This is a genomic window from Sphingopyxis sp. GW247-27LB, from assembly GCF_002277025.1.
In the GTDB taxonomy this organism is placed as follows: domain Bacteria; phylum Pseudomonadota; class Alphaproteobacteria; order Sphingomonadales; family Sphingomonadaceae; genus Sphingopyxis.
Genome location: NZ_NIWD01000002.1, coordinates 492,041 through 515,828, shown reverse-complemented (window position 1 = coordinate 515,828; position 23,788 = coordinate 492,041). Strand labels below are relative to the sequence as shown.

The 23,788-nt window shown below is 67.5% G+C and carries 20 protein-coding genes and 2 tRNA genes; 12 read left to right on the top strand and 10 right to left on the bottom strand.

Going from position 1 to position 23,788, the window contains the following annotated elements; translation table 11 throughout:
• Positions 1 to 8 precede the first annotated feature (8 nt).
• The 3 genes from CD928_RS02520 (at position 9) to CD928_RS02510 (ending at position 6,765) form a co-directional block, all read left to right on the top strand.
• Entirely contained in the window at positions 9 to 473 is a 465-nt protein-coding gene (locus CD928_RS02520) for a DUF11 domain-containing protein (protein ID WP_095384408.1), read from the top strand.
• Between the two features lie 73 nt (positions 474 to 546).
• A complete protein-coding gene (locus tag CD928_RS02515; RefSeq protein WP_095384404.1) occupies positions 547 to 1,608 on the top strand; it encodes a DUF11 domain-containing protein in 1,062 nt (353 codons plus the stop codon).
• A 60-nt stretch (positions 1,609 to 1,668) separates the two neighbouring features.
• Entirely contained in the window at positions 1,669 to 6,765 is a 5,097-nt protein-coding gene (locus CD928_RS02510; protein ID WP_095384402.1) for a DUF11 domain-containing protein, read from the top strand.
• 105 nt (positions 6,766 to 6,870) lie between these two features.
• Here CD928_RS02510 and CD928_RS02505 read toward each other — a convergent pair whose 3' ends face one another.
• From CD928_RS02505 to thyA, 4 genes are all read right to left on the bottom strand, one after another.
• A complete protein-coding gene (locus CD928_RS02505; protein ID WP_095384399.1) occupies positions 6,871 to 8,187 on the bottom strand; it encodes a dihydrolipoamide acetyltransferase family protein in 1,317 nt (438 codons plus the stop codon).
• A gap of 72 nt (positions 8,188 to 8,259) precedes the next feature.
• Positions 8,260 to 9,264, bottom strand: coding sequence for an alpha-ketoacid dehydrogenase subunit beta (locus CD928_RS02500; protein ID WP_095385185.1), 1,005 nt, complete (start codon positions 9,262 to 9,264; stop codon positions 8,260 to 8,262).
• Between the two features lie 20 nt (positions 9,265 to 9,284).
• Positions 9,285 to 10,595: a 3-methyl-2-oxobutanoate dehydrogenase (2-methylpropanoyl-transferring) subunit alpha gene (locus CD928_RS02495; RefSeq protein WP_095384397.1), complete on the bottom strand. Its 1,311-nt coding sequence runs from the start codon at positions 10,593 to 10,595 to the stop codon at positions 9,285 to 9,287.
• Positions 10,596 to 10,689: 94 nt separating this feature from the next.
• Entirely contained in the window at positions 10,690 to 11,625 is a 936-nt protein-coding gene (thyA, locus tag CD928_RS02490; RefSeq protein WP_255247018.1) for a thymidylate synthase, read from the bottom strand.
• A gap of 127 nt (positions 11,626 to 11,752) precedes the next feature.
• Here thyA and CD928_RS02485 point away from each other — a divergent pair, with 127 nt between their 5' ends.
• Both CD928_RS02485 and CD928_RS02480 read left to right on the top strand, forming a co-directional pair.
• Positions 11,753 to 12,181, top strand: coding sequence for a JAB domain-containing protein (locus CD928_RS02485; protein WP_095384394.1), 429 nt, complete (start codon positions 11,753 to 11,755; stop codon positions 12,179 to 12,181).
• A gap of 104 nt (positions 12,182 to 12,285) precedes the next feature.
• A tRNA-Pro gene (locus tag CD928_RS02480) sits at positions 12,286 to 12,362 on the top strand.
• Between the two features lie 166 nt (positions 12,363 to 12,528).
• Here CD928_RS02480 and CD928_RS02475 read toward each other — a convergent pair.
• A complete protein-coding gene (locus tag CD928_RS02475) occupies positions 12,529 to 13,329 on the bottom strand; it encodes an N-formylglutamate amidohydrolase (protein WP_095385179.1) in 801 nt (266 codons plus the stop codon).
• A gap of 209 nt (positions 13,330 to 13,538) precedes the next feature.
• On the opposite strand from CD928_RS02475, the gene cpdR reads away from it, so the two are divergent.
• Positions 13,539 to 13,916, top strand: coding sequence for a cell cycle two-component system response regulator CpdR (gene cpdR / locus CD928_RS02470; RefSeq protein WP_095384392.1), 378 nt, complete (start codon positions 13,539 to 13,541; stop codon positions 13,914 to 13,916).
• Positions 13,917 to 13,987: 71 nt separating this feature from the next.
• Positions 13,988 to 14,062: transfer RNA gene (locus CD928_RS02465), tRNA-Val, on the top strand.
• A 55-nt stretch (positions 14,063 to 14,117) separates the two neighbouring features.
• Here the strand turns inward: CD928_RS02465 and CD928_RS02460 are convergent.
• Positions 14,118 to 14,909: an SDR family oxidoreductase gene (locus CD928_RS02460; RefSeq protein WP_095384389.1), complete on the bottom strand. Its 792-nt coding sequence runs from the start codon at positions 14,907 to 14,909 to the stop codon at positions 14,118 to 14,120.
• Positions 14,910 to 15,001: 92 nt separating this feature from the next.
• Here CD928_RS02460 and CD928_RS02455 point away from each other — a divergent pair, with 92 nt between their 5' ends.
• From CD928_RS02455 to CD928_RS02435, 5 genes are all read left to right on the top strand, one after another.
• Positions 15,002 to 15,868: an alpha/beta fold hydrolase gene (locus CD928_RS02455; RefSeq protein ID WP_095384386.1), complete on the top strand. Its 867-nt coding sequence runs from the start codon at positions 15,002 to 15,004 to the stop codon at positions 15,866 to 15,868.
• 46 nt (positions 15,869 to 15,914) lie between these two features.
• Positions 15,915 to 16,634 carry an energy transducer TonB gene (locus CD928_RS02450; protein WP_095384383.1) on the top strand — a complete coding sequence of 240 codons (720 nt, stop codon included), beginning with the start codon at positions 15,915 to 15,917 and terminating at the stop codon, positions 16,632 to 16,634.
• Between the two features lie 117 nt (positions 16,635 to 16,751).
• Positions 16,752 to 19,058: a catecholate siderophore receptor Fiu gene (locus CD928_RS02445; RefSeq protein WP_095384380.1), complete on the top strand. Its 2,307-nt coding sequence runs from the start codon at positions 16,752 to 16,754 to the stop codon at positions 19,056 to 19,058.
• Positions 19,059 to 19,130: 72 nt separating this feature from the next.
• Complete coding sequence (locus CD928_RS02440) at positions 19,131 to 19,808, top strand: Fe2+-dependent dioxygenase (protein WP_095384377.1); 678 nt, start codon at positions 19,131 to 19,133, stop codon at positions 19,806 to 19,808.
• Positions 19,747 to 20,520 (top strand): energy transducer TonB, encoded by a 774-nt coding sequence (locus tag CD928_RS02435; protein WP_095384374.1) that lies wholly within the window; start codon positions 19,747 to 19,749, stop codon positions 20,518 to 20,520. The genes CD928_RS02440 and CD928_RS02435 overlap by 62 nt, the downstream gene beginning before the upstream one ends.
• A gap of 47 nt (positions 20,521 to 20,567) precedes the next feature.
• On the opposite strand, the gene CD928_RS02430 is transcribed toward CD928_RS02435, so the two are convergent.
• From CD928_RS02430 to CD928_RS02415, 4 genes are all read right to left on the bottom strand, one after another.
• Entirely contained in the window at positions 20,568 to 21,428 is an 861-nt protein-coding gene (locus CD928_RS02430) for an FAD:protein FMN transferase (RefSeq protein WP_176473414.1), read from the bottom strand.
• Between the two features lie 92 nt (positions 21,429 to 21,520).
• Complete coding sequence (locus tag CD928_RS02425) at positions 21,521 to 22,354, bottom strand: DUF4198 domain-containing protein (RefSeq protein ID WP_095384371.1); 834 nt, start codon at positions 22,352 to 22,354, stop codon at positions 21,521 to 21,523.
• Positions 22,355 to 22,374: 20 nt separating this feature from the next.
• Positions 22,375 to 22,905 carry a DUF2271 domain-containing protein gene (locus CD928_RS02420; protein WP_095384368.1) on the bottom strand — a complete coding sequence of 177 codons (531 nt, stop codon included), beginning with the start codon at positions 22,903 to 22,905 and terminating at the stop codon, positions 22,375 to 22,377.
• A gap of 9 nt (positions 22,906 to 22,914) precedes the next feature.
• Complete coding sequence (locus CD928_RS02415) at positions 22,915 to 23,556, bottom strand: PepSY-associated TM helix domain-containing protein (protein WP_095384366.1); 642 nt, start codon at positions 23,554 to 23,556, stop codon at positions 22,915 to 22,917.
• Positions 23,557 to 23,788 lie beyond the last annotated feature (232 nt).

Sequence of the window (23,788 nt, the reverse complement as noted above, 5' to 3'; positions counted from 1 at the left end):
GAATAATCATGCGTTCCGCACTCCTTCTCGCTTTCGCCGCGCTGCTTCCGGGCCAGGCGCTCGCGGCGGACCAGATCGCGCTCGACAACAGCGTTTTCGTCGAGCGCGTGAAGACCGACGCGGCCGGCAAGCAGCGCATCCTGCTCGAGGAACCGAAGGTCGTCGTTCCCGGCGACAAGCTCGTCTTCGTGCTCAACTATCGCAACGCGGGCGCACGGGCGGCCGACCGCTTCGTCATCACCAACCCGCTCCCCGCTGCGGTGCGCTTCGCCGATGCCGGCGATACGCAGCCGCTCGTCTCGGTCGATGGCGGGCACGCCTGGGGGCGACTCGCGGACCTGACCATCACGCTCGCGGACGGCACGCGCCGCGCCGCGCAGCCCGCCGATGTGACGCACATCCGCTGGGCCTTTCAAAAGCCGATCCCGGCCGGGGCATCGGGCAAGCTCATGTTCCGGGGAATCGTCAAATAACCGGGTGAAACAAGCCGCTTAACGGTCGCCGGCGGTGGGGAACAGGCGGCCAACCGAGCCTAGGAGTTCAGCTATGACCAGCAAGCTGACCTACATGGGCTCCATCGGTCTGGCGGCGATCACCTGTGTCACCGCCACGCCGGCCCTTGCGGCCGGCACGACCGCTGGCAGCTCGATCACCAATACCGCGACCGTCGATTTCCAGGTCGGCGGCGTCAGCCAGACCCAGCAGAGCGCGTCGGACAGTTTCGTCGTCGACCGCAAGATCGACCTGACGGTCGAAGAGGACGGGACGGCGACGACCGAGGTCGTCCCCGGCCAGTCGAACGCCGTCACGACCTTCCTGTTGACCAACAATTCGAACGAGGTGCTCGACTTCGCGCTCGCCGCGACGCAGATCACCGGCGGCACCGCCAAGCATCTGGGCACCGACAGCTTCAACGCAACCAATGTCCGCATCTATCGCGACAACGCGGTGACCGGAACGGTCGGCAGCTTCGATCCCGGCGACGCGCTCGTCACCTATGCCGACGAGGTTCCCGTCGACACGCCGGTTCGCCTGTTCGTGGTCGCCGACATTCCGGGCGGCCTCGCGACCGGCGCGGTCGCCGGCATCCAGCTTCGCGCCACGGCGCGCGAAGGCGGCACCGCGAGTTCTCAGGGGGCCGCCGTCTCGCAGACCAGCGGCGCCAATACCGCCGGGAAGGATACGGTCTTCGCCGACATCGCCGGGGTCAACGACGGCGCGCGCGACGCGGCGCACAGCGCGGCCGACGATTATACGGTAAAGACCGCGACGCTGACCGTCACCAAGACCAGCCGCGTCGTCGACGATCCGCTCAACGGGGCCAGCAATCCCAAGCTGATCCCCGGCGCCACGGTCGAATATTGCATCGCGATCGCCAATGCGGCGGGCGGCGCGGCCGCGACGTCGGTGGCGATCAGCGACAGCGTGCCGGGCCAGCTGACCTTCGTCGCAGGCTCGATCAAGCTGAACGGCACCGTGACGGGCAGCACCTGCAACGCCGACGGCGGGGCGGGCGGCAGCTACGCCGCGCCGGTGGTTTCGGGCACGATCGCCACGATCGCGGCCGGTCAGACCCGCACGCTCGTTTTCCAGACCAAAGTCAACTGATCGGGGGGCGGAGGCGGCGGGATCCGGTTGCCCCGGACCCGCCGCCTTTCCGGGCTCGCTATGGCGTGGACTTCGAAATCCCTTCGCTTCGTGACCGCCCTGGTCGCGGCAGCTTTGCTGCCTGCGGCTCCGGCGGTGCGCGCGCAGGTCATCTCGAACACCGCGACGGCGCAGTGGAGCGGCGGCGATACGCGCTCGAACCGGGTCGACGTGACGGTCACGACGCGACCGTCCGAGCCGCCAGGCATTGCGACCTATCGTCTCATCGCGAGCGGCGGCGACCACAGCGCACCGCTCGCACCAACCCGATGCGCCGCCGCGCGGCCGACCGCCGGCGCCTTGAACGCCGCCCCCCCGGCGATGAGCGGCGTCTACGCGAACCTCGCCGTCGATCCCGCCGCGCTGCAGGGCACGCACAGCTTTCGCGCGGGCGAGATGCTCGTGGTCGGCCTCACCCTCGCCTCGGCCAATCGCGATCCCGCCGCGCGCGATACGCTGCCGGTCGTGCTGACGCTGGACAATGGCGACCGCGAGGCGATCACGCTGACCGAAACCGCGGCGAACAGCGGCGAGTTCACTGGCTATATCGCCACCATCGGCGTGCCGCCCGCGATCGTCGCGGGCGACTGCCGCCTGTCGGTTTCGCCCGGGCCCGCGATCCAGCTCCACGTCGCGGCGGCCGCGGACGCGGCGCTGACCGCCACCGCGACGCTCGACTTCCTCGTCGATCCGTTCGGCATCGTCTTCGACAGCGGCGACGGGGCGCCGGTCGCGGGCACGCACATCACCCTGGTCGATGCGGCGACCGGGCAGCCGGCGAACGCCTATGGCGACGACGGCGTTTCCGCCTACCCCTCGACCGTCACGACCGGAGAGGATGTCACCGACGCGGGCGGCACCGTCTATCATTTCCCGCCCGGCGACTATCGCTTCCCCTTCGTCGCGCCCGGCACCTATCGGCTTGTCGTCGAACCGCCGAGTCCCTTCAGCGCGCCGTCGCGGAGCGATGCGAGCGAGCTGGCCGGCTTGCGGCGCCCCGACGACGGCTTGCCCTTCACCCTATCGGAAGCCAGCTATGGGGCGGCCTTCACGCTCGACAGCCCGGCACCGGTGCGGATCGACATCCCCGTCGACCGGCCCGGCCAGCCGCTCGCGCTGCGCAAGGCGAGTTCGACGCAGGTCGCGGTCGCGGGCGACGTCATCCAGTACCGCATCGAGGTCGCGAACCGCGACGCCGGACGCGCGAGCGGCGCCGTCACGGTCACCGACATCCTTCCCGCGGGCCTGCGGCTCCGCCCCGACACCGTGCGCGCCGACGGCGTCCGCGTCGACGCGGCAGTGGCGGCGAACGGCCGCGAGTTCAGCGTCGCCCTGCCCGCGCTCGCGCCGTCGAAATCGGTCCTGCTCACCTATCTCGCCGAGGTGCTGGGGTCGGCCGAGCCCGGAAACCTGCTCAATCGCGCGACCGCCATCGACAATCGCGGCACCGCGAGCAACGTCGCCGAGGCGGCGGTGACGATCAAGCGCGACCAGCTCGGCGACCGGATGACGATCATCGGCCGCATCGCCGACGGCGGTTGCGGCGTCGATCCCGGCAAGGCGAAGGGTGTCGCGGGCGTGCGCGTGATGCTGCAGGATGGCAGCTACACCGTCACCGACGAGGACGGCCGCTATCATTTCGAAGGCGTGCGGCCCGGCCTGCACGTCGTCCAGATCGATCCTTCGACGCTGCCGCGCGACCGCGAAGCGGTCGACTGCGCGCGCTCGACCGACAGCGCGGGCAGCGCGATCTCGCGCTTCGTCGAGGGGCGCGGCGGTTCGCTGAAGCGCGCCGATTTCCGTGCCGGACCCGCACCGCTGCGCGCCGCGCCCGCAACTCCGGCAAGCGAGCGGCCGGCGGCGGCGAGCGACCCCGATGCCGCGGGGGCGAACCGCGACTGGCTGACCGGGCAGGCGCCCGGCATCGGCTGGCTCTTCCCCGTTCCCGATCATAATCCGCGCTCGAAATCGGTGCGCGTCGCGATCAAGCATCTTCCGGGACAGACGGTCGCGCTCGCGGTCAACGGCAAGCCCGTCGACGCGCTCAGCTTCGACGGCACGCGCAAATCGGGCGACGGCCGCGTCGCGGTCAGCCTGTGGCGCGGGATCGAGATTCGCGAGGGCGAGAATCGCCTGACCGCCGAAATCCGCGACGCCGACGGCCGCCCCGTCGAGCGGATCGAGCGCAGCGTCCATTATTCGATCACCCCGATGCGCGCCGCTCTGGTGCGCGAGAAATCGGTGCTGATCGCCGACGGCGTGACCCGCCCGGTGATCGCGGTGCGGCTCACCGATCGCGACGGCCGCCCGGTGCGCCACGGGCTGACCGGCGATTTCGCCGTTCCCGCGCCCTATTATCCGGCGGTCGAGGCCGACGCGCAGCAGGCGCGGCAGCTCGCCGGGCTCGACCGCGCCCGCCCGATCTGGAAGGTCGAGGGCGACGACGGCATGGCCTATATCGAGCTCGAGCCGACCACCGCGTCGGGCACGCTGACGATGGACTTCACCTTCCGCGACGAGAAGGTCGAGCGCAAGCAGACTATCGAGACCTGGCTCGATCCCGGCGACCGGCCGTGGACCGTCGTCGGCTTCGCGGCGGGCACGCTCGGCTACAACACGCTCGACGATCGCATGGAGCCGGTGGCGGAGACGCTGGACGATGTGAACGCCGACGCGCGCCTCGCGCTCTATGCGAAGGGCCGGGTGCGCGGCAAATGGCTGATGACACTCGCCTACGACAGCGACAAGGAAAAGGATGACGCGCGTTTCGGCGGCGTGATCGACCCGCGCGCCTATTACACCATCTACGCCGACCGCAACGAGACGCGCTACGACGCCGCGTCGGTGCGCAAACTCTACCTGCGGCTCGAACGCCCGCAATTCTACGCGATGTTCGGCGATTTCGAGACCGGCATTTCGGAGCCCGAACTCGCCCGCTACCAGCGCGCCTTGAATGGCGCCAAGGCCGAATATCGCGGCCGCAACATCGCCGCGACCGCCTTCGCCGCCGACACCCCCTACCGTTTCCGCCGCGACGAGATTCAGGGCAACGGCCTGACCGGCCCCTATCAGCTCGGCGCGCGCGACATCCTGCCGAACAGCGAACGGATCGTCATCGAGACGCGCGACCGGCTGCACAGCGAGCGCATCGTCGAAACGCTGACCCTGACCCGGCACGTCGATTACGACATCGACTATTTCGCCGGAGCGCTGCGCTTCGCCAATCCCGTCTTCAGCCGTTCCTCGGGACTCGACCCGCAGTTCATCGTCGCCGAATATGAAGTGAACGGCGTCGGCGAACGCGTGCTCAACGCCGGCGGGCGCGTGAGCTATCGGTCGAGCGACGAAAAGCTACGCGTCGGCGCCACGCTGATCCATGACGAGGACAATAGCGCGCGCACCGACCTCGGCGGCGTCGATGCGCGCTATCGCCCCGATCTCGACACCGAAATCCGCGCCGAGCTGGCGGTCAGCGACGCACGGGCCAAAGCGGGGACCGCGAGCGCGGCGGCCGGAACCGCCAAGGCGTGGCTGATCGAGGCCGAGCACCACAGCCGCACCGCCGATCTCCTTGCCTATCTGCGCGAGCGCGAGGCGGGATTCGGCGCCGGCCAGCTCAATCGCGGCGAGGACGGGACGCGCAAGTTCGGCCTCGACGGCCGCCTGCGCGTGGGCCGCGGCCTGTCGCTGACCGGCAGCGCGTGGCAGGAGGAGTATCTGGATCTCGGTGCGCGCCGCCGTGCCGCGCGCGCGCTGGTCGAATATGACGATGGCTCGACGGTGGCACGCGCGGGCCTGACCCACGCCGACGACCGACTGGCCGACGGAACGTCCAACCGGTCGAACATCGTCCAGCTCGGCGCGACGCAGCGCCTGTTCGAAAAGCGGCTCGAACTCGACGCGCAGACCGAATTCGCGCTCGGCGGCACGAACGCCAGCGTCGACTTCCCCGCCCGCCACCGCCTCGGCGCGCGTTTCGCGGTGACGCGCGACGTCAATCTCGTCGGCAGTTACGAAATCGCCGACGGCGATACGGTCAAGGCGCGCACCGCGCGGCTCGGCTTCGACCTCGCACCCTGGGCCGGGGCGCGGCTGCTCGCGACCGCGAACCAGCAAGCGATCGGCGAATATGGTCCGCGCAGCTTCGCCGCCTATGGCCTGTCGCAGTCGCTGCGGCTCGGCGAGCGCTGGTCGGTCGACGCGTCGCTCGATGGCAACCGCACCCTGGGCGGGATTCACGCCAAGGATATCCTCAACCCGGACCAGCCCGCCGCTTCGGGCGGCTTCCTCGGCACGAGCGGGCTGCTGACCGAGGATTTCCTGGCGCTGAGCGCGGGCGCCACCTATCGCGCCGATCGCTGGACGCTGACCGGCCGCGCCGAATATCGCGACGGCGAACTCGCCGATCGTTACGGCCTGACCTTCGGCGGCCTGCGCCAGCTCGGCGAAGGCCGTGCGCTCGGCGCGCTCTTCACCTGGACGAAGGCGAGCGGCGCGGATGCGGTGCCGACGACCGAAGTCATGCAGTTCGAAATGAGCTGGGCGCACCGCCCCGCCGCCTCGCGCGTCGCGTGGCTGGGCAAGACCGAGTTCCGCTCGGACAAGGTGCGCGGCGCGGTCGCGGGCCAGCGCGACGCGATCGGCAGCACGCTGACGATCGACGGCGACGCGACAAGCCGCCGCCTGCTCGGCAGCCTGTCGGCGAACTGGGCGCCGCTCGGCGACCGCGGCGGGCAAGGCGACGGCCGCATGTGGTACGAACGCGCCGAATTCGGCCTTTTCTGGGGCACGCGTTATAGCTTCGACCGCTTCGGCGCCGACGATGTGAAGGGTTGGTCGAACCTTGTCGGCGCAGATGCGCGCATCCATCTGGGTGAGCACTTCGGGATCGGCGCGTCGGGGACCGCGCGGATCGGTGCCGGTGGCGACACCGTCGCCTGGGCCGGCGGGCCGATGCTGACCATAGCGCCGATGAAGAACGCCAACATCACCCTCGGCTATAATCTCGCGGGTTTCCGCGACCGCGATTTCGAGGATGAACGCTTCTCGCGTTCGGGCGTCTACCTCACCTTCAAGCTGAAGTTCGACCAGACGAGCCTTGCGGGGCTGGGGTTGTAGGAAGCCGTCGCCCCCGCGAAGGCGGGGGCCGCTGGCGGTTTACGCAGCCACGAAGGGCAAGGCCGACAACGGCCCCCCGCCTTCGCGGGGGCGACGGTTTTCGGATCAATCCGCGAACAGCAGCACCGGCGTTTCGATCAGCTTCTTGAGCGCCTGGACATAGCTCGCCGCGTCCCAGCCATCGACGACGCGGTGGTCGCAGCTGATCGACAGGTTCATCAGCTTGGCGCGGCGGATGTCGTCGCCCCCCTGAGGATTTTTGGCGAAGACGGGGCGTTCCACGATCTTGTTGGGGCCGATGATCGCGACCTCGGGCCGGTTGATCACCGGCGTCGTCGCGATGCCGCCGAGCGGGCCGAGCGAGGTCACGGTCAGCGTGCCGCCGGTGAGTTCCTCGACCTTTGCCTTGCCGGTGCGCGCGGCCTCGGCAAGGCGCGCGATCTCGCTCGCGAGCTGCCAGACATTCTTGTCCTGCGCATCGCGGATGACGGGAACCATCAGCCCGGCGTCGGTCTGCGTCGCCATGCCCAGATGCACCGCGCCATGGCGCGTCACCACGCCCGCCTCGTCATCGTAGCGCGCGTTGATCATCGGGAATTGCGGAATGGTGCGGCAGATGGCGACGATCAGGAACGGCAGCATCGTCAGCTTGGGCCGCCCGCCGCGATTGGCGTTGAGGTCGGCGCGCATCGCTTCGAGCGCGGTGACGTCCATTTCCTCGACATAGGTGAAGTGCGGGATCGCGCGCTTCGACGCCGCCATATTCTCGGCGATCTTGCGGCGCATCCCGATGACCTTGACCGGCTCGTCGGCGCGCGCGCGCGCGGCACCGGGCGCATGATAGCCCTGCCCCGCGCTGTAGCGCAGGAAGGCATCGAGGTCGGAATGGCGGATGCGGTCGCCTTCGGCGTGGACCTGCGACAGGTCGACGCCGAGATCCTTGGCGCGCGCGCGCACCGCGGGGGATGCGAGGACGGCCTTATCCCCCCTCCCGCTTGCGGGAGGGGCCGGGGGAGCGCTTGTTTCGGCGGCAACTGCGGGAGCGGATTCGACACGCCCTCCCCCAGCCCCTCCCGCAAGCGGGAGAGGAGCTTCTTCAGCCACCGAAACCTCTTCCGCCCCCGGCGTTTCCGCCACGACCTCTTCCTCGACTGGCTCCTCGGCAGGCGCCGCAACCTCGCCGTCGGTCTCGATCACCGCGAGCGTCGATCCGATCGGGATCAGGTCGCCGACCTCGCCCGCGATTTCGACGACGATCCCCGATACCGGCGATTCCATTTCGACGGTCGCCTTGTCGGTCATCATGTCGGCGAGCTGCGCATCTTCCTCGATGCGGTCGCCGACCTTGACGTGCCAGGCGACGATTTCAGCCTCGGCGATGCCTTCGCCGATGTCGGGCAGACGGAACGAATAACGAGCCATGGCGGTCAGTCCTTTTTGTCTTTAGACCCCGGATCGCGGTCCGGGGCATGCGCGTTTGCCGTGGTGCTCACGTCAATCACGCATGATCTTGTCGAGCGCGGTCGCGATACGCACCGGGCCAGGAAAATAGGCCCATTCGAGGCTATGTGGGTAAGGCGTGTCGAAGCCGGTGACGCGTTCGACCGGCGCCTCGAGGTGATAGAAGCAGCGCTCCTGCACCAGCGCGGCGAGCTCGGCGCCAAAACCCGAAGTGCGCGTCGCTTCGTGGATGATCAGGCACCGGCCGGTCTTCTTCACCGACGCCTCGATCGCCTCGATGTCGAGCGGCAGCAGCGTGCGCAGATCGAGGATTTCGGCGTCGATGCCGCGTTCCTCGATGATCGTCTTCGCGACATGGACCATGGTGCCATAGGCTAGCACCGTCACCGCCTCGCCCTCGCGCACCGTCGCCGCCTTGCCGAGGTCGATGCGGTAATAGCCCTCGGGTACCGCGCTCGCCGCATGCTTCGACCAGGGCTCGACCGGGCGGTCGTAATAGCCGCTGAACGGGCCGTTGTAGATGCGCTTGGGCTCCAGAAAGACGACCGGATCATTGTCCTCGATCGCCGCGATCAGCAGCCCCTTGGCGTCATAGGGGTTCGACGGGATCACCGTCTTCACGCCGCAGATATGCGTCATGATGCTTTCGGGCGACTGGCTGTGCGTCTGGCCGCCGAAGATGCCGCCCCCAAAGGGGGTCCGCACCGTCATCGGGCAGATGAAGTCGTTCGCCGAGCGGTAGCGCAGCCGCGCCGCCTCGCTGACGAGCTGGTCGAGGCCCGGATAGATATAGTCGGCGAACTGGATTTCGGGGACCGGGCGCAGGCCATAGGCGCCCATGCCCACCGCGACGCCGATGATGCCGCATTCGTTGATCGGCGTGTCGAAAACGCGGGTCTTTCCATGCTTTTTCTGCAGCCCCGCGGTGGCGCGGAACACGCCGCCGAAAAAGCCGACGTCCTCGCCCATCACGACGGTCGCCGGGTCGCGCTCGAGCATGACGTCCATGGCGCTGTTGATCGCCTCGATCATGTTCATCGTTTTGCTTTGGTCGGCCATCATTCAGGCTTCCAGTTCGGGCCGAATTTGGCCTCTTGCTCGGCGAGCATCTGCGCGCATTGTTCCTTGAGGTGCCAGGGCATCTCCTCGAACACGTCCTCGAACATCGTCTCGAACGGCTGGTGCATGCCATGCCCCAATATGCCGAGCTTTTCCGCCTGCTTCTGGGTCGTCTTGACCAGATCGTCGAGTTCCTTCGCCTGCGCCTCATGGCGCTCGGCATCCCATTCGCCGAGCCGTTCGAGATGCTGGCGCAGCCGCGCGACCGGGTCGCCGAACGGCCAGGCGCTCGCTTCCTGCGCGGCGCGATAGGCGCTCGGGTCGTCCGAGGTGCTGTGCCCTTCGGCGCGATAGGTGAAATGCTCGATCAAGGTCGGGCCGTTATTCGTCCGCGCCCGATCGGCCGCCCACTGCGTCGCGGCATAGACCGCGAGAGGGTCGTTGCCATCAACCCGCAACCCCGCAATCCCGTAACCCACGGCGCGCGCCGCAAAGGTCGTGCGCTCGCCGCCGGCAAAGCCCGAAAAGCTCGAAATCGCCCACTGGTTATTCACGACGTTGAAGATGACCGGCGCGTTATAGACGGTCGCGAAGGTCAGCGCCGAGTGGAAGTCGCCCTCGGCCGACGAGCCCTCGCCGCACCAGACGGTCGCGATCCGGCTGTCGCCCTTCGACGCCGACGCCATCGCCCAGCCCACCGCCTGCGGATATTGGGTCGCGAGATTGCCCGACACGCTGAAGAAACCATGCTCGGGCGCCGAATACATGATCGGAAGCTGGCGCCCGAGCAGATGATCGCCGCGATTCGAATAGATCTGGTTCATCATCTGGATCAGCGGATAATCGCGCGCGATCAATATGCCCTGCTGGCGATAGCTCGGAAACACCATGTCGGTGCGGTCGATCGCCATCGTCGAGGCGACCGAAGTCGCTTCCTCGCCAGTCGACTTCATGTAGAAGCTGGTTTTGCCCTGGCGCTGGGCGCGGAACATGCGGTCGTCGAATGCGCGGAGCAGCATCATCGTGCGCAGCATCGTCCGCAGCCGGTCGGGGGTCAGCTTCGGGTCCCACGGCCCTTTCGCCTCGCCGTCGAAGTCGAGCACCCGGACGAGGCCATAGCAAAGCTCGCGCATCGCGTCGGGCCTGGTCGCTTCGCCGGGACGCGGCGTCGCCTCGACCGCGGGAATCTCGATATCGCCGAAATCGGGCGTATCGCCGGGGCGATAACGCGGCTCGGGAATATGGAGCGACAGCGGCGGCAGATTGCTCGCCGGGCTCCCCACTCTCCGCTCGGGGCGCGTTTCGGGCATATCTTCGTCCCTTCGAGGCGCGAATCGCCGCGCCGTTATATTTCAATGTGGCGACATATTATTGCTTTCCGCATACCAATGCAATGCCCGCCGCTCAGACCGCGACAGGCGCGGGAATATGGGCCTGCGGCGCGTAATTCTCGACCGCGAAATCCTCGAACCGATAATCGAAAATACTCTCGGGGCGGCGCAGGATGCGCAGCTTGGGCGCGCCTTCGGGAACCCGCGAAAGCTGCGCTTCGACGAGCTCGGCATGGTTGAGGTAGAGGTGCACGTCGCCGCCGGTCCAAACGAGCTCATGCGCGCGGAGATCGCACTGCTGCGCGATCATGCGCGTCAACAGCGCCGCTTCGAAGACGTTGAAGGCGAAGCCAAGCCCGAGATCGCACGAGCGCTGGAAGAGCAGGCACGACAATCCGCCGTCGCTGCGGACGTGGAACTGATAGGTCATGTGGCACGGGGGAAGCGCCATGCGATCCAGATCGGCGACGTTCCAGCCGGTAAAGATATGCCGCCGCGATCCGGGGTTATTGCGCAACCCGTCGATCAGCGCCGCGATCTGGTTATGCCCGCGTTCGGCGCGGCGATAGAGCCCCCCCTCCACCGGTTCGTAGCGCGGCCAGTCGACCCATTGATGGCCATAGACCGGCCCCAGGTCGCCCCAGGCAACGGCAAAGGCTTCGTCCGCAAGAATGCGCGCCTCGAAATCCTCGGCGCTGATCGCCTGACCCGTTTCGCGGCGGTAGCGGTCGAGCGGCCAGTCGGTCCAGATGCGTACGCCCTGCGCGACCAGCGGGCGGATGTTGGTGTCGCCGGTCAGGAACCAAAGAAGCTCGCGAAGCGCCGTCTTCCAATAGACGCGCTTGGTCGTCAGCAGCGGGATCGCGTCGTCCGCGAGCGAGAATCGCATCGTCTCGCCGAACAGCGAGCGGGTGCCGACGCCGGTGCGGTCGACGCGCTCGTCGCCTTCGACCCAGATCCGCCGCATCAGGTCGAGATATTGCAGCTCATAATGGATGGAATCAGGCAAGAATCGCTCCCGGGTTGCCCGCCTTTGCTAAGCCCCCCGCGGGGGCGCGGCAAGCACCCGCCGGCATCGATCCGTTCCGGGCCAGTTGCCGGTTGGAGACAACGCCATCGTCGCGCAAGAAGGACCGATGACGAAATTCGAACCCGTCGGCGGCGCGCCCGACCCGGCGGAAACCGCCGGCTTCACGGCGCGCGCCGACGAAGACGAGGTCGCGCGCCAATTGCTGCGCCCCTGCTTCGCGCGCGACCGCGAGATATTGCTGCTCGCCGCCTTCGACGCCTTCGAGCGCCTGGCCGCCTTCGAGCGGATCGACGAAGGGGCGACGGCGCGCTGCGCGATCACACCGCCGCGCTGGCACAATCTGCTCGGTCGCGGCGTCCGCCATGTGCTGATGGCACACAACCATCCCTCCGCCGACCCACGGCCGAGCCGAGCCGACATCGACTGCACCCGCGAAGCCGCCGCCTTTCTGGCGGTGCTCGACGTCGATCTGGTCGATCATCTGATTTTCGTCGAGAGCGGGCACTTCAGCTTTCGCCGCGCCCAATTGCTGTAGAAACGGCAATCGTACGCGATGTGCGCATTGGCGCTTGAAGTTCGCGAAACGCCCGTCTAGAGGACCGCCCTGCCTTCGCGCCGGTCCGCCGGCGCAGGATCGGTCGGGGAGTAGCTCAGCCTGGTAGAGCACTGTCTTCGGGAGGCAGGGGCCGGAGGTTCGAATCCTCTCTCCCCGACCAGTTTCTTTTGCAATCATCGGTCTTGTAACCTGCGCGCGGAACACCTAGATTGATGTCACGCCGTTGTGGTTCACCCCCTTTCCATCACGGCGAGTGCCCCGTCGCATGACGCGGGTGCGTCCTCCCTGGACCCTGGCCACCTCGTACCCCGGTACGAGGTGGTTTTTTATTCGGCAGCGAGTGGCAGCGAATCGCTTCCGGCTTGCGCCGCGCGCGCGACCAGGTCGGCGAACCACTCGGCGAGCCGGGCCGTCGCAGCGCGATCGGGCATTCTGTCAGGCGTCAGATAAAGACTGCGGTCGATTTCGATCTGGACGGCGTGGATGCCCCGGTCCGGCCTGCCGTGCGTGCGGACGATGTGGCCGCCCGCATAGGGCTGGTTGCGGGCCACCGGAACGTCAAGCGTCCCCGCCGCCTCGATCGCTAGATCGACCAGCCAGCCGTCCGCGGTCGCCCCGAAGCGATCGCCGACGACGATGCGCGCGCCGTGCCCGGGCTGGCCCGCCGGGATCGGCGGCATGCTGTGAAGGTCGATCAGCACGGCTTGGCCGTATCGATCGCGCGCCGCCGCCAGTTCCTCGGCCAGCGCGGCGTGATAGGGGCGATGGAGCGATTCGAGCCGCCAGCGCAGCGCCGCGCGGTCGAGCGGCCGCCGCCACAGCGGCCCGCAGTCGGCGAGCCGCGTCGGCACGACGCCCAGCCCAGCGCGCTCCTTGCGCCCCGGCGCCGAAAATTGCGCGTGCAGCGACGCTTCGACCTCGCCCGGCGCCATCTGTCCCTCGCCGCGGTTGCAGTCAGCGACGGCGCGCGCCCACAGCGCCTCGACGACGACGGCCCCGGCTCCGCAGGCGCGCGCGGCGATCGCATCGCACCAGCTGTCCTCCAATCGCTCGAGCTGTTCGCGCGGCACCCGCGCCGCGGCGAGAATCTCGGGCGGATAGATGCGCCCGGCATGCGGAACGGACACGATCACGGTTCCATTCGCCGCGGGGCGGTTGACAGCGATGGCGGGCGGCGGGATGGAACGGCGCGGCATGGAATGACGGGTGCCAAAAAAGGGCGCCTGAATCCAGCCGCGCGCGTCAATTTGTTAAATCTCTCGCGCTATGACGGGCCTTCGCAACAAGGCCGCGCCCGCGGAGGGCGGCGGCACGGGACCAGGGGCATGAAGTTCACATGATTCGTATCTTGCTGGCCGAGGATGACGACGTGATGCGCGAATATCTTGCGCGCGCGCTGACCAGCGCAGGATATCACGTTACCGCGGTCGACCGCGGCACCGAAGCGGTGCCATACATCGATTCGGGTACCTTCGATCTGCTGCTGTCCGATATCGTCATGCCCGAAATGGATGGTATCGAACTCGCGCAGCACACCGCCAAGGCGGCCCCGCAAACACAGGTGATGTTCATCACCGGCTTTGCCGCGGTATCGCTGCGCGCCGAGGAAAATGTGCCGCAGGCCAAGCTGCTGTCGAAGCCCTTTCACCTCAAGGATCTGGTGCGCGAGGTCGACAATCTGTTTGGCCGCGCCGACCGCTCGAACCAACAATAACGCCGCCGCCTCGCGCGAAGGGCTTGCCAAGCCGCGCCGGGGCGATTAGGGGGCGCGTCACCCCAAGGGATGGGCGTGTAGCTCAGTGGTAGAGCACTGTGTTGACATCGCAGGGGTCGCAAGTTCAATCCTTGCCACGCCCACCATTCAAAACGCCGCCACCCCAACGGGTTGGCGGCGTTTTTGCTTTCTAAGGCTCGGTCAGGCCATCCCGCGCGCCAGGTCGCCGCGCGACGCATCGCCGACCTGGCTGCCGCCGTCGCAGTCGAGGATGGTTCCGGTGATATAGCCCGCCGCCGGCGAGCAGAGGAACACCGCCGATTCGGCGACCTCCTCGACCTTGCCCCAGCGCTTCATCGCGATGCGGGCGTAATGCGCCTCGCGCGAGGCGGCGTCGGGGGCGAGGCGCTTCATGCCTTCGGTGTCGGCGATGGGGCCCGGCGAGATGCCGTTCACGCGCACCTCGGGGCCCCATTCGAGCGCGAGCACGCGGATGAGCTGGTTGATCCCCGCCTTCGCCGCGCAGGCATGCGCCTGCAACGCCGAAGCGTTGACCGCCTGCCCCGCGGTGATCGCGATCAGCGAGGCGCCCGGACGAGCCAGCAAGTCGTGGCAGCCACGGAACACGTTGAAAGTACCGTTGAGGTCGATGTCGACCACAGTACGAAAGGCGTTGGACGACATGCCGAGCGCGGGCGCCAGGAAATTGCCCGCCGCGCCCGAGACGACGATATCCATCGCACCGAGCTTGTCAGCGACGGTCTCCATCACTCCGCGGATCGCATCATAATCACGCACGTCACCCGACAGGCCGATCGCGTCATGGCCGATCTCCGCCGCGGCGCGCTGCGCCTTGTCGGGGTCGCGCCCGGCGACCGCGACCTTCGCGCCCAGCTCGGCAAAGCGCTTGGCGATGCCCAGGTTGATCCCGCTCGTGCCGCCGGCGACGAACGCCGTCTTGCCCTCGAACAGATTCTCACGAAAGGTCGTCATGCACTTGTCTCCCTTGGGGCGCGTACGATCCGGGGTTGACGGATCGGATTCGGTCGCCTTTTGAAACTCAACCAGACAGCAAGGACGAACCGATGGCAAGAGGCCCCACCTCCAACAGCTTCATTTCGCAGCGGCTGAAGCTGCACTATGTCGACTGGGGGAATGAGGGCGCGCTACCGCTGCTGCTCGTTCACGGCGGGCGCGATCATTGCCGGAGCTGGGACTGGGTCGCAGAGAAACTGGCCGACCGCTATCATGTCATCGCGCCCGACCTGCGCGGCCATGGCGACAGTGCCTGGTCGCCCGACGCCAATTACGACATGGACGCCTTCGTCTACGACCTTGCGCAGCTGATCCATCAGCTCGACCTCGCGCCGGTTACCATCGTCGCGCATTCGATGGGCGGCAATGTCGCGCTCCGCTATACCGGCCTCTACCCCGACCATGTTCGCAAGCTCGTCGCGATCGAGGGGCTCGGGCCCTCGCCCAAGGTGCTGGCGGAACGCGCTGCGGTGCCGGTCGGCGACCGCTTCCGCAAATGGATCGATGACAAGCGCAAGGCGGCGGGGCGGATGCCCAAGCGTTATGCGACGCTCGACGATGCGCTCGCCCGGATGATGGCGGAAAACGCCTATTTGACCCCCGAACAGGCGCGCCATCTGACCGTGCAGGGGATCAACCGCAACGAGGATGGCAGTTGGAGCTGGAAGTTCGACAATTACCTCAACGTCTGGTCGGTGTTCGACATGCCGCAGGCCGACATCGAGACACTATGGTCGGCGATCACCTGTCCCACCCTGCTTCTCTATGGCGCCGACAGCTGGGCCTCGAACCCCCAAGGCGATGGGCGGCTCCGCCATTTCAATACCGCGAAGGTGATCGAATTCGAAAATGCCGGCCACTGGCTGCACCACGACCAGTTCGAGCGGTTCATGTCCACGCTAGACGAATTTCTGTAGACCCCGTTCGGAAGGTGCCCGGCGTTCGGGCGCTGCGGACGGAGCGATGAGCTACAGCGGGCAGATTTCAGTGCGGCAGCGCGGGATCGCGGCGGTCGGCAGCTTGCTCGCGGTGGTGGCCGTGGGATTGGGGCTGGTGAGCGGGCTCGACCTGACGGTCGTCCGCATCGCCAATGCGACGATCAGCGCGATCGCCATCCCCGCGCCACCCCGCGAGGAACCACCGCCAAAGCCCCGCTTCGACGAGAAGGCGAGCGGCAACGAAGGGGCCGCCAACAAATTCGCCAAGGCGGCGCCTGTCGCGGCGCCCAAGCCAAAGCTGCCGCCGATCGAACCGACCATTCAGACCTCACCCACCCCCGGTGCCGGCAGCGAATCCTCGGCAGGCGCAGCGCCCAGCCCCGGTCCCGGATCTGGCGCGGGCGGGCAAGGCGACGGGACCGGCGCCGGCGGATCGGGCACCGGCACCGGCGGCGGAACGCGCCCCGTGTGGCTCAGCGGCGCGATCCGCGATTCCGACTATCCCAGCCCAGCGGCCCGCGCGAGGGTCGGCGGCGAGGTCGAGGTGCGCTTCACCATCGAGACGACGGGCCGCGTCAGCGGCTGCCGTATCGCCCGAACCAGCGGCGATCCCTCGCTCGACGCGGCGACGTGCCGCCTGATCGAAAAGCGCTTCCGCTTCAAGCCCGCGACCGAGGGCCGCGGAGCCCCGATCGCGAGCCAATATGGCTGGCGGCAGAGCTGGTGGCTCGAACCCCGGCGCTGATCGATCGCGACGATTTTGCGACAATATCGCGAACGATTCTCAATTTCATTGACTTTGCGACCGACTCGCAATAGCGGCATCGCCGTTACGAAGCTCGCTCGAAAAAAGGGGAAATTCATGTCAATCTTGCGTTTGCGCGAAACCATGTCGGCGGCGGCTCCGGCCTATCTGGCGCTCAGCTGCTTCGGTCTCGCCGCCTCCCCCGCCGCCGCGCAGGATAGCGGGCAGGAAGCGAAGCAGCCGGTGCTCGGCGGCGTCACGGTCGTCGACACCGCCATCGATGAGGACGGCTACAAGGTCGACAAGCCCTCCTCGCCCAAATTCACGCAGCCGCTCCGCGACACGCCACAGACGATCCAGATCATCAGCAAGGAACTGTTCACCGAACAGGGCGCGACGACGCTGACCGAAGTGTTGCGCAACAGCCCCGGCGTCGGCACCTTCTATGCCGGCGAAAACGGCAACACGACGAGCGGCGATTCGATCCGCATGCGCGGCTTCGACACGTCGAACAGCATCTTCGTCGACGGTATCCGCGATCTGGGATCGGTCTCGCGTGACATCTTCAACACCGAAGCGGTCGAGGTCGAGAAAGGTCCGGCGGGCACCGACAACGGCCGCACCGCGCCGACCGGCGCGATCAACATGGTGACCAAGCGCGCATCGCTCGAAACCTCGCTATCAGGCGCGCTGTCGGTCGGGGTCGATGGACAAAGGCGGGTGACCGCCGACGTCAACCAGACGCTGGGTGGCCTCAGCAACAGTGCGCTCCGGCTCAACATGCTGTGGCAGGACAGCGACGTTCCGGGGCGCCATCATGTCGAGAATCAGCGGCTCGGCCTCGCCGCCTCGCTCGGCCTCGGGCTGGACACCCCGACCCGCGCCTATCTCAACCTACTCTATGTCGATCAGGACAATATTCCCGACGGCTATGTTCCGACGATCGCCCTTCTCGGCTGGGAGCCCCAGGCCGGGCTGGAACCGCTGGTCGGCCACCCGGTCGATTCGAAGAATTTCTACGGCACGCGCAAGGATCACGACGACGTGACGGCGCAGATGGCGACGCTCATCATCGAGCATGATTTTTCCGACAGCGTGCGGCTGACCAACATCGCGCGCGCGGGCGAGACCAAGCAGGACTATCTTCTGACCGCCTTCATGTCGACGGGAGCCAATATCACGGGCGATCCCGCCAACCCCGATGACCTGTCCGCCTATCAGATGACGCGCGGCAACCCGACGATCCGCGACGCGAGAAACCGCATTCTGACCAACCAGCTCAATCTGCGGGCCGATTTCGCGACGGGTGCGATCGAGCATAATCTGAGCATCGGCGCCGAGATCACCGGCGAGAAGCAGGTCATATACGGCCACAGCTCCTCGGGCACGTTGCCGGTCGCGAATCTCTACAATCCCGACTGGAACGACACGAGCGACTACACCCATTCGCGCAACGGCACCGCCGCCCGGGGCAAGACGAACACCCTCGCCTTCTATGCGTTCGACACCGCGAAATTCTTCGACGGGCTGCTGCTGGTGACCGGCGGTGTGCGCGTCGATCATTACAAGACGACCTATTTCAACACCGCCGTCTGCAACAACGGCACCGGCCGCGGCGCCGTACCCTGCGGCACCGCACCCGTCGGCTCGATCGTCACCACTGCCGACCTGAAGGCCAAGGACACGCTGTTCAACTGGAAGCTGGGCGCGGTCCTCAAGCCGAGCGAGCCGGTCAGCCTCTATGTGAACTATGCGCTGTCGCAGCAGCCCCCGGGCGGAGAGAACTTCACCCTGGCTGCCGGCAACAGCGCCAATAACCCCGACTTCGCCCCGCAAAAGGCCAAGACGATCGAAGCCGGCCTGAAGTGGGACGTGCTCGACGGTGCGCTGGCGCTCAACGCGGCGGTATTCCAGACCAAGGTGCTGAACGAAGTCAACGCCGCCGACCCGTCCGACATCCAGAGCGGCTCGAAGCGGGTGCGCGGTTTCGAACTGTCGGTCGTCGGCAACATCACCGATGCCTGGTCGATCTCCGCCGGGTACGGACATCAGAAGACCAAGGTGACCAATGGCGGCGCCGTCGCGGTCGACGGCAGCAGCGGCCTGACCTATGCCCCCGACGACAGCTTCTCGTCATGGACCAGCTATCGCACACCTTTCGGCCTCGAGGTTGCCGGCGGCGTCCGCTATACCAGCGGGATGCGGCGCGGGACCGACGGCGCGGCCGGCACGCCGCCGCGCACCGAGGGCTATACGGTCGTCGACGCGATGCTCGGCTATGCGATCAACGACAATATCAAGCTGCGCGCGAACGCCTATAATCTGTTCGACGAAGATTATGTCGCGGCGATCAACAAGAGCGGCTACCGCTATACGCCGGGGCAGCCGCAGACCTTCCTGTTCAGCGCCGACTTCCGCTTCTAGGCCGGGGCGGAACGGGGGTTTGGGCGGGGGGCTTGCCTCCCGCCTTCGCCATTAAAGACATTGGAGCCCGGCATGTTGCTGCATATCCCGAAGGTCCTGACGCCCGACGAGGTGGCCGAGTTCCGCCGCCGCCTCGACGCCGCCGACTGGACCGACGGGCGCGAAACGGTCGGCGCGCAGGGGGCGAAGGTCAAGCGCAACGAGCAATTGCCCGATAGCTCGCCGCTCAAGGCCGAACTCAGCGCCGCGGTGCTCGGGGCTTTGAAGCGGACTCCCACTTTCTTCGCAGCGACACTCCCACGCAAGATCCTGCCGCCGCGCTTCAATCGCTATACCGGCGGGGGCGAATATGGCTTTCACGTCGATGGCGCCGTGATGCACATGGCGAACGGCGAGCATCTGCGATCGGACCTGTCCTGCACGCTCTTCCTCAACGATCCGGACGATTATGACGGCGGCCGGCTGGTCATCAGCGGGAGCCCCGGCGGGCGCGGCATCGCACTGCCGGCGGGCGATGCCATCGTCTATCCCGCGAACAGTCTCCACCGCGTCGAGCCGGTGACCCGCGGCGCCCGGCTCGCGTCCTTCTTCTGGATCCAGAGCCTCGTGCGCGACAACGACCAACGGCGGATGCTGTTCGAAATGGACACCGCCATCCAGAAACTCACGCTCGACGGAGCCGACGACGATGCTGTCCTCCAACTCACTTGCGTCTATCACAACCTCCTCCGGCGCTGGTCCGAGACCTGACGAGACCGGGGAGCCAAGGCGCGTCGCTTCCGCGGCGCGCGCATCTGTCGGCGCCCGCCCGGCGGCGGCCGCGCGCTATGGCGAGGATCACGGGCCCGACCTGCCCGCCGCGGCCCTGACTCTGCTGCTGTCGGCGGCCTTGCTCGCAGCGCTGGTACAGACGAACTATCATCGCGCGCAGACCGAGACGACGAAACTGGCGGTGGTCAATCTGTCGGTCGCCCCGCCTCCACCCCCGCCGGCGCCGCCGAAGAACGTGTCGCAACAACAACCGACGCCGATCGTCGCGCCCCGCCCGCTGGTCGTAGTGCCGAACGATCGCCCCCCGCTGCTGGTGTCGCCCGATCCGGTCCCCACCCCACCGGTGCCGGTCGCCCTTCCCCCCAACCCTCCGACGCCCCCGGCGCTGCCCGCGACGGTGCGTGCGGACGATCTGGGCACGCGCATGCTGTCGGGAGCGCCGCCGAGCTATCCGCGGGAAAGCCGGCGTCACCGCGAAACGGGAACGGTAGTGCTCGCGCTGACCCTCGACGTCGACGGCTCGGTCGCAGCCATTTCGGTCGCGCAGAGCAGCGGCTTCCAGCGTCTCGACGAAGCGGCGCTGCGCGCGGTGCGGAAATGGCGCTGGGCGCCGACGACGCGGAACGGACAGGCGGTGAAGGTCAAGGGACTGGTCGAAATCCCGTTCATCTTGCGCGGGAACGGTTCCTAGCGCCTGTCCTGCTTGAACGGATTCAACGAACCCCATCGGGACAGACTCTATTCGAGCATCGCGCGCCAAGCCTGCGAAGTGAATTCATGCCCCCGGGCGAGCACGCACGCCGCCAATCCCTGCGCATCGGCAAGCGCGATCGCCTTCTCCGGCCCCAGCACGGTGAGCGCCGTCGCCCAGCCGTCGGCCATCATGCAGTTGCGATGGATCACCGTCGCCGAGCGCACGCCATTGACGATCGGCCGCCCGGTGCGCGGATCGAAGCTGTGCGAATAGCGCTGGCCATCGACTTCGAAGCCGCGGCGATAGTCGCCCGAGGTCGCTACCGAGAGATCGTGCAGCGCGATCCGCCAGCCGGCGCCGGGCCAGGAGGGCGGCAGCTCGACATCGACCCACCAGGGCTGGCCGTCGGGCCGAATGCCCTCGCCGCGCAGTTCGCCACCGACCTCGATCAGGAAATGGCGCACGCCCTTGGCCAACAGCCATTCGGCCGCGGCATCGACGCCATAGCCCTTGGCGATGCCCGACAGATCGAGCAGCGCGTCCTCGCCCCGCCGGGCTTGACGGCGTTCGGCATCGAACTCGATCCGGCCGGTCGCGGGAGGATTGTCCGGCACGCGATCGACCGGTCCCATGCTTCCGAAGCCCCATTGCTCGGTGATCCGTCCCAGCGCGGGCTCGAACGCTCCGCCGCTCGCTCGGCCCACGGCGAGCGCCGCCTCGAGGACATGGGCGAGTTCCACCGGCACGTCGCGCCAGACGCCCGGCGCGGCCCGGTTGAAGCGCGAGAGGTCGGACGTCGCCTCCCACTGGCTCATCTGCGCGACCACCCGGTCGAGCACCGCCTGGACGCCGGGCGCTGCATCGGCAGGCGGCGACACGGCCTGAAGCGACCAATAGGTTCCCATCGTCTCGCCCGCGAACGACCGGATCGCCGCGCCGCCATCGCGGGCGGCGAAGGCGGCGGGCGTCAGCGCCCGCGGGATCAGGACGCGATCGGTCAGGGCGCCATCACTTCGAGCGTCGTGACATAGCTCGCGCGCCGCTGCGGCGCGGCCGGCGCGGCCTCGCCTTCCTCGCGCTCGGCGCGCGGCGTCGTGACGTTGAGCCAGTAGAGACCAGCCTCGGGCCAAGTCACTTCCACCTTGCCCTCCGCGTCGGTCGTCAGATCGATCTGGCCGAGCTGGTCGCGGTAGCGGATGCCCCCCGGGATCACCGTCACCGGCAGCCCCGCCGCGGGCTTGCCGTCGAGCAGGAACTGGAAGGTCGCGGCCTCGCCCGCGAACAGGTCGTTCGGGTGGGTGACCGGCGCCAGTTCGATGCCCTTGCCGGTCGGCTTGAACAGCGTCGTCGTCGGCTCGCCGACAGTCACGAAAATCTCGTTGCGGTTGTTCGATTCGGCGGTCTTCACATTGGTCGCTCCGGCCGGGAGCCGCTCTGCGAGGTTCGCGGTCGTCGTTCCGCGCGGCAACCGCTCGGTCTTACCGCCCAGATCATAGGTGCCCATCACCCCGTCGGAGACCGACGCGATCCGCCACGTTCCCTTCTGCGTCAGATGGACGTCGAAGGTGCTGCGATAGCGCCCCGTCGACGCATTCTCGATCGGCGCCTCGCTGCCGTCCGGCGCCCAGGCTTTCATGGAGTTCAGCCGCAGCGGCTGGTGCTCGAAATAGAAAAGGTCGTTCGATACCGCAGCGTCGACCGTTACCCAGACGTCGTCGCCCGACAGCACGGTCGAGGAGGGCAGCAGCCACTGCCGGTGTGCGCTCGCGGGCGCCGCCGTCAGAATTGCCGCTGCGGCGACCGCCGCGAAACCCAGGAAATGCTTATTCATCGCTTTGCCCCTTTTTCAGATCAGCGGAAGGAAATGGAGACGGCGCCGAGCTCTGTCTTGCCCGCGGCGCGCCCTCCGGCGCCCGACTTGCCCGGCCACACGAACGGGATGCGCAGCAATTCGCGCCCGCCGACCTCGCGCGCGGCTTCGACCACCAGCGTATATTGGCCGGGCGCCATCGCCCCGAGTTGCGCGCGCGAGAAGGATATCTTGTGCGTCCCCGGCGCGCGCGTCGCGCCGGTGATGCCGTTGGCGGGAAAGCGCAGCGAGCGGCCCGACGCGCGCCACCATTGGCGTACGTCGCGGAGCCATTTCGTCCCCTCGTTGTTCTTCATGTCATGGTCGTACCAGACCGCGACGGTCTTCGCCGAAGCCCCCGCTTTCTCGACCCAGATCGCCACATAGGGCCGATGATATTCGGCGACCTTGAGCCGCGGGATCGCGACCGTGACGTCCATCGTCGCGGGTTCGGCCGCGAGCACGGGGGCGGCGAGCGTGCAGCCGAGGCCGAGCGTGAGACCGGTCAGGGCGGTGAGAGAGAGAGGCTGCATGCGGATCTCCTAATGGATGAAAATAATGGCGAGCGCGGCCGGGATGACGAGCCCGGAGGCGACGAGCGGCCAGGTGCTCTTGCGCTTCGCCGCGTGAAGCTGGAGCAGCAGAAGCCCGGTCAGCGCGAAGATCAGGCAGGCGCCGGCGAAGACGTCGATGAACAGACTCCACGCCGAACCCGAATTGCGGCCCTTGTGGAGATCGTTGAGATAGGAAATCCAGCCGCGATCGGTGACCTCGGCCGTCACCGCGCCGCTCGCCCGGTCGATCGCGACCCAGGCGTCGCCACCCGGACGCGGCGCCGGCAGATAGACCTCGTCGGCCGACCACTCGGCTTCGGCCGACGCCCGCACCGGCAGCGTCCGCTCGACCCATGCGACGACGGGGTGCGGCAGGCGCGCCTTCCCTTCGGTTGGTCCGGCCGCGATCTCGCGGAGAAGCGCCGCCGGCAATTGCACCGTCCGTTCGGCGACCACCGGCCGTCCCTCGATGTCGGCGGCATGATTGAGCGTGAAACCCGTGATCGCGAACAGCAGGAGCCCGATCAGGCTGACGGCCGAACTCATCCAGTGCCACATGTGGAGCTGTTTCAGCCAGAAGGCTTTCCGGCTCTTTTTCTGCGCCCGTCGCGGGGAAGTGGGTGCGTGCATCGGATGGTCTGGTCGAGGAAAGGATGACCCGCCACTATCGCGAACGATTATCAATTACAATAATATATCGCCCCCCTACCGAACGAAATCGCATGGGAAGGAGCGCTTGCGCGGAGCATCATCGCCGCGGCCGCCCCACCGGCCGCCGCGACGCGGCCCGCCTGTCAATAGTCCGACACGTTAACCATACCTCCACATCAGCCCCTTAACGGTTGGGCCTTAAGAGGGCAGC

Coding starts and splice junctions, on each gene's coding strand:
- CD928_RS02520 (WP_095384408.1), top strand. CDS start 9: ATGCGTTCCGCACTCCTTCTCGCTTTCGCCGCGCTGCTTCCGGGCCAG.
- CD928_RS02515 (WP_095384404.1), top strand. CDS start 547: ATGACCAGCAAGCTGACCTACATGGGCTCCATCGGTCTGGCGGCGATC.
- CD928_RS02510 (WP_095384402.1), top strand. CDS start 1,669: ATGGCGTGGACTTCGAAATCCCTTCGCTTCGTGACCGCCCTGGTCGCG.
- CD928_RS02505 (WP_095384399.1), bottom strand. CDS start 8,187: ATGGCTCGTTATTCGTTCCGTCTGCCCGACATCGGCGAAGGCATCGCC.
- CD928_RS02500 (WP_095385185.1), bottom strand. CDS start 9,264: ATGAACATGATCGAGGCGATCAACAGCGCCATGGACGTCATGCTCGAG.
- CD928_RS02495 (WP_095384397.1), bottom strand. CDS start 10,595: ATGCCCGAAACGCGCCCCGAGCGGAGAGTGGGGAGCCCGGCGAGCAAT.
- CD928_RS02485 (WP_095384394.1), top strand. CDS start 11,753: ATGACGAAATTCGAACCCGTCGGCGGCGCGCCCGACCCGGCGGAAACC.
- cpdR (WP_095384392.1), top strand. CDS start 13,539: ATGATTCGTATCTTGCTGGCCGAGGATGACGACGTGATGCGCGAATAT.
- CD928_RS02460 (WP_095384389.1), bottom strand. CDS start 14,909: ATGACGACCTTTCGTGAGAATCTGTTCGAGGGCAAGACGGCGTTCGTC.
- CD928_RS02455 (WP_095384386.1), top strand. CDS start 15,002: ATGGCAAGAGGCCCCACCTCCAACAGCTTCATTTCGCAGCGGCTGAAG.
- CD928_RS02450 (WP_095384383.1), top strand. CDS start 15,915: ATGAGCTACAGCGGGCAGATTTCAGTGCGGCAGCGCGGGATCGCGGCG.
- CD928_RS02445 (WP_095384380.1), top strand. CDS start 16,752: ATGTCAATCTTGCGTTTGCGCGAAACCATGTCGGCGGCGGCTCCGGCC.
- CD928_RS02440 (WP_095384377.1), top strand. CDS start 19,131: ATGTTGCTGCATATCCCGAAGGTCCTGACGCCCGACGAGGTGGCCGAG.
- CD928_RS02435 (WP_095384374.1), top strand. CDS start 19,747: ATGCTGTCCTCCAACTCACTTGCGTCTATCACAACCTCCTCCGGCGCT.
- CD928_RS02430 (WP_176473414.1), bottom strand. CDS start 21,428: ATGGGAACCTATTGGTCGCTTCAGGCCGTGTCGCCGCCTGCCGATGCA.
- CD928_RS02425 (WP_095384371.1), bottom strand. CDS start 22,354: ATGAATAAGCATTTCCTGGGTTTCGCGGCGGTCGCCGCAGCGGCAATT.
- CD928_RS02420 (WP_095384368.1), bottom strand. CDS start 22,905: ATGCAGCCTCTCTCTCTCACCGCCCTGACCGGTCTCACGCTCGGCCTC.
- CD928_RS02415 (WP_095384366.1), bottom strand. CDS start 23,556: ATGCACGCACCCACTTCCCCGCGACGGGCGCAGAAAAAGAGCCGGAAA.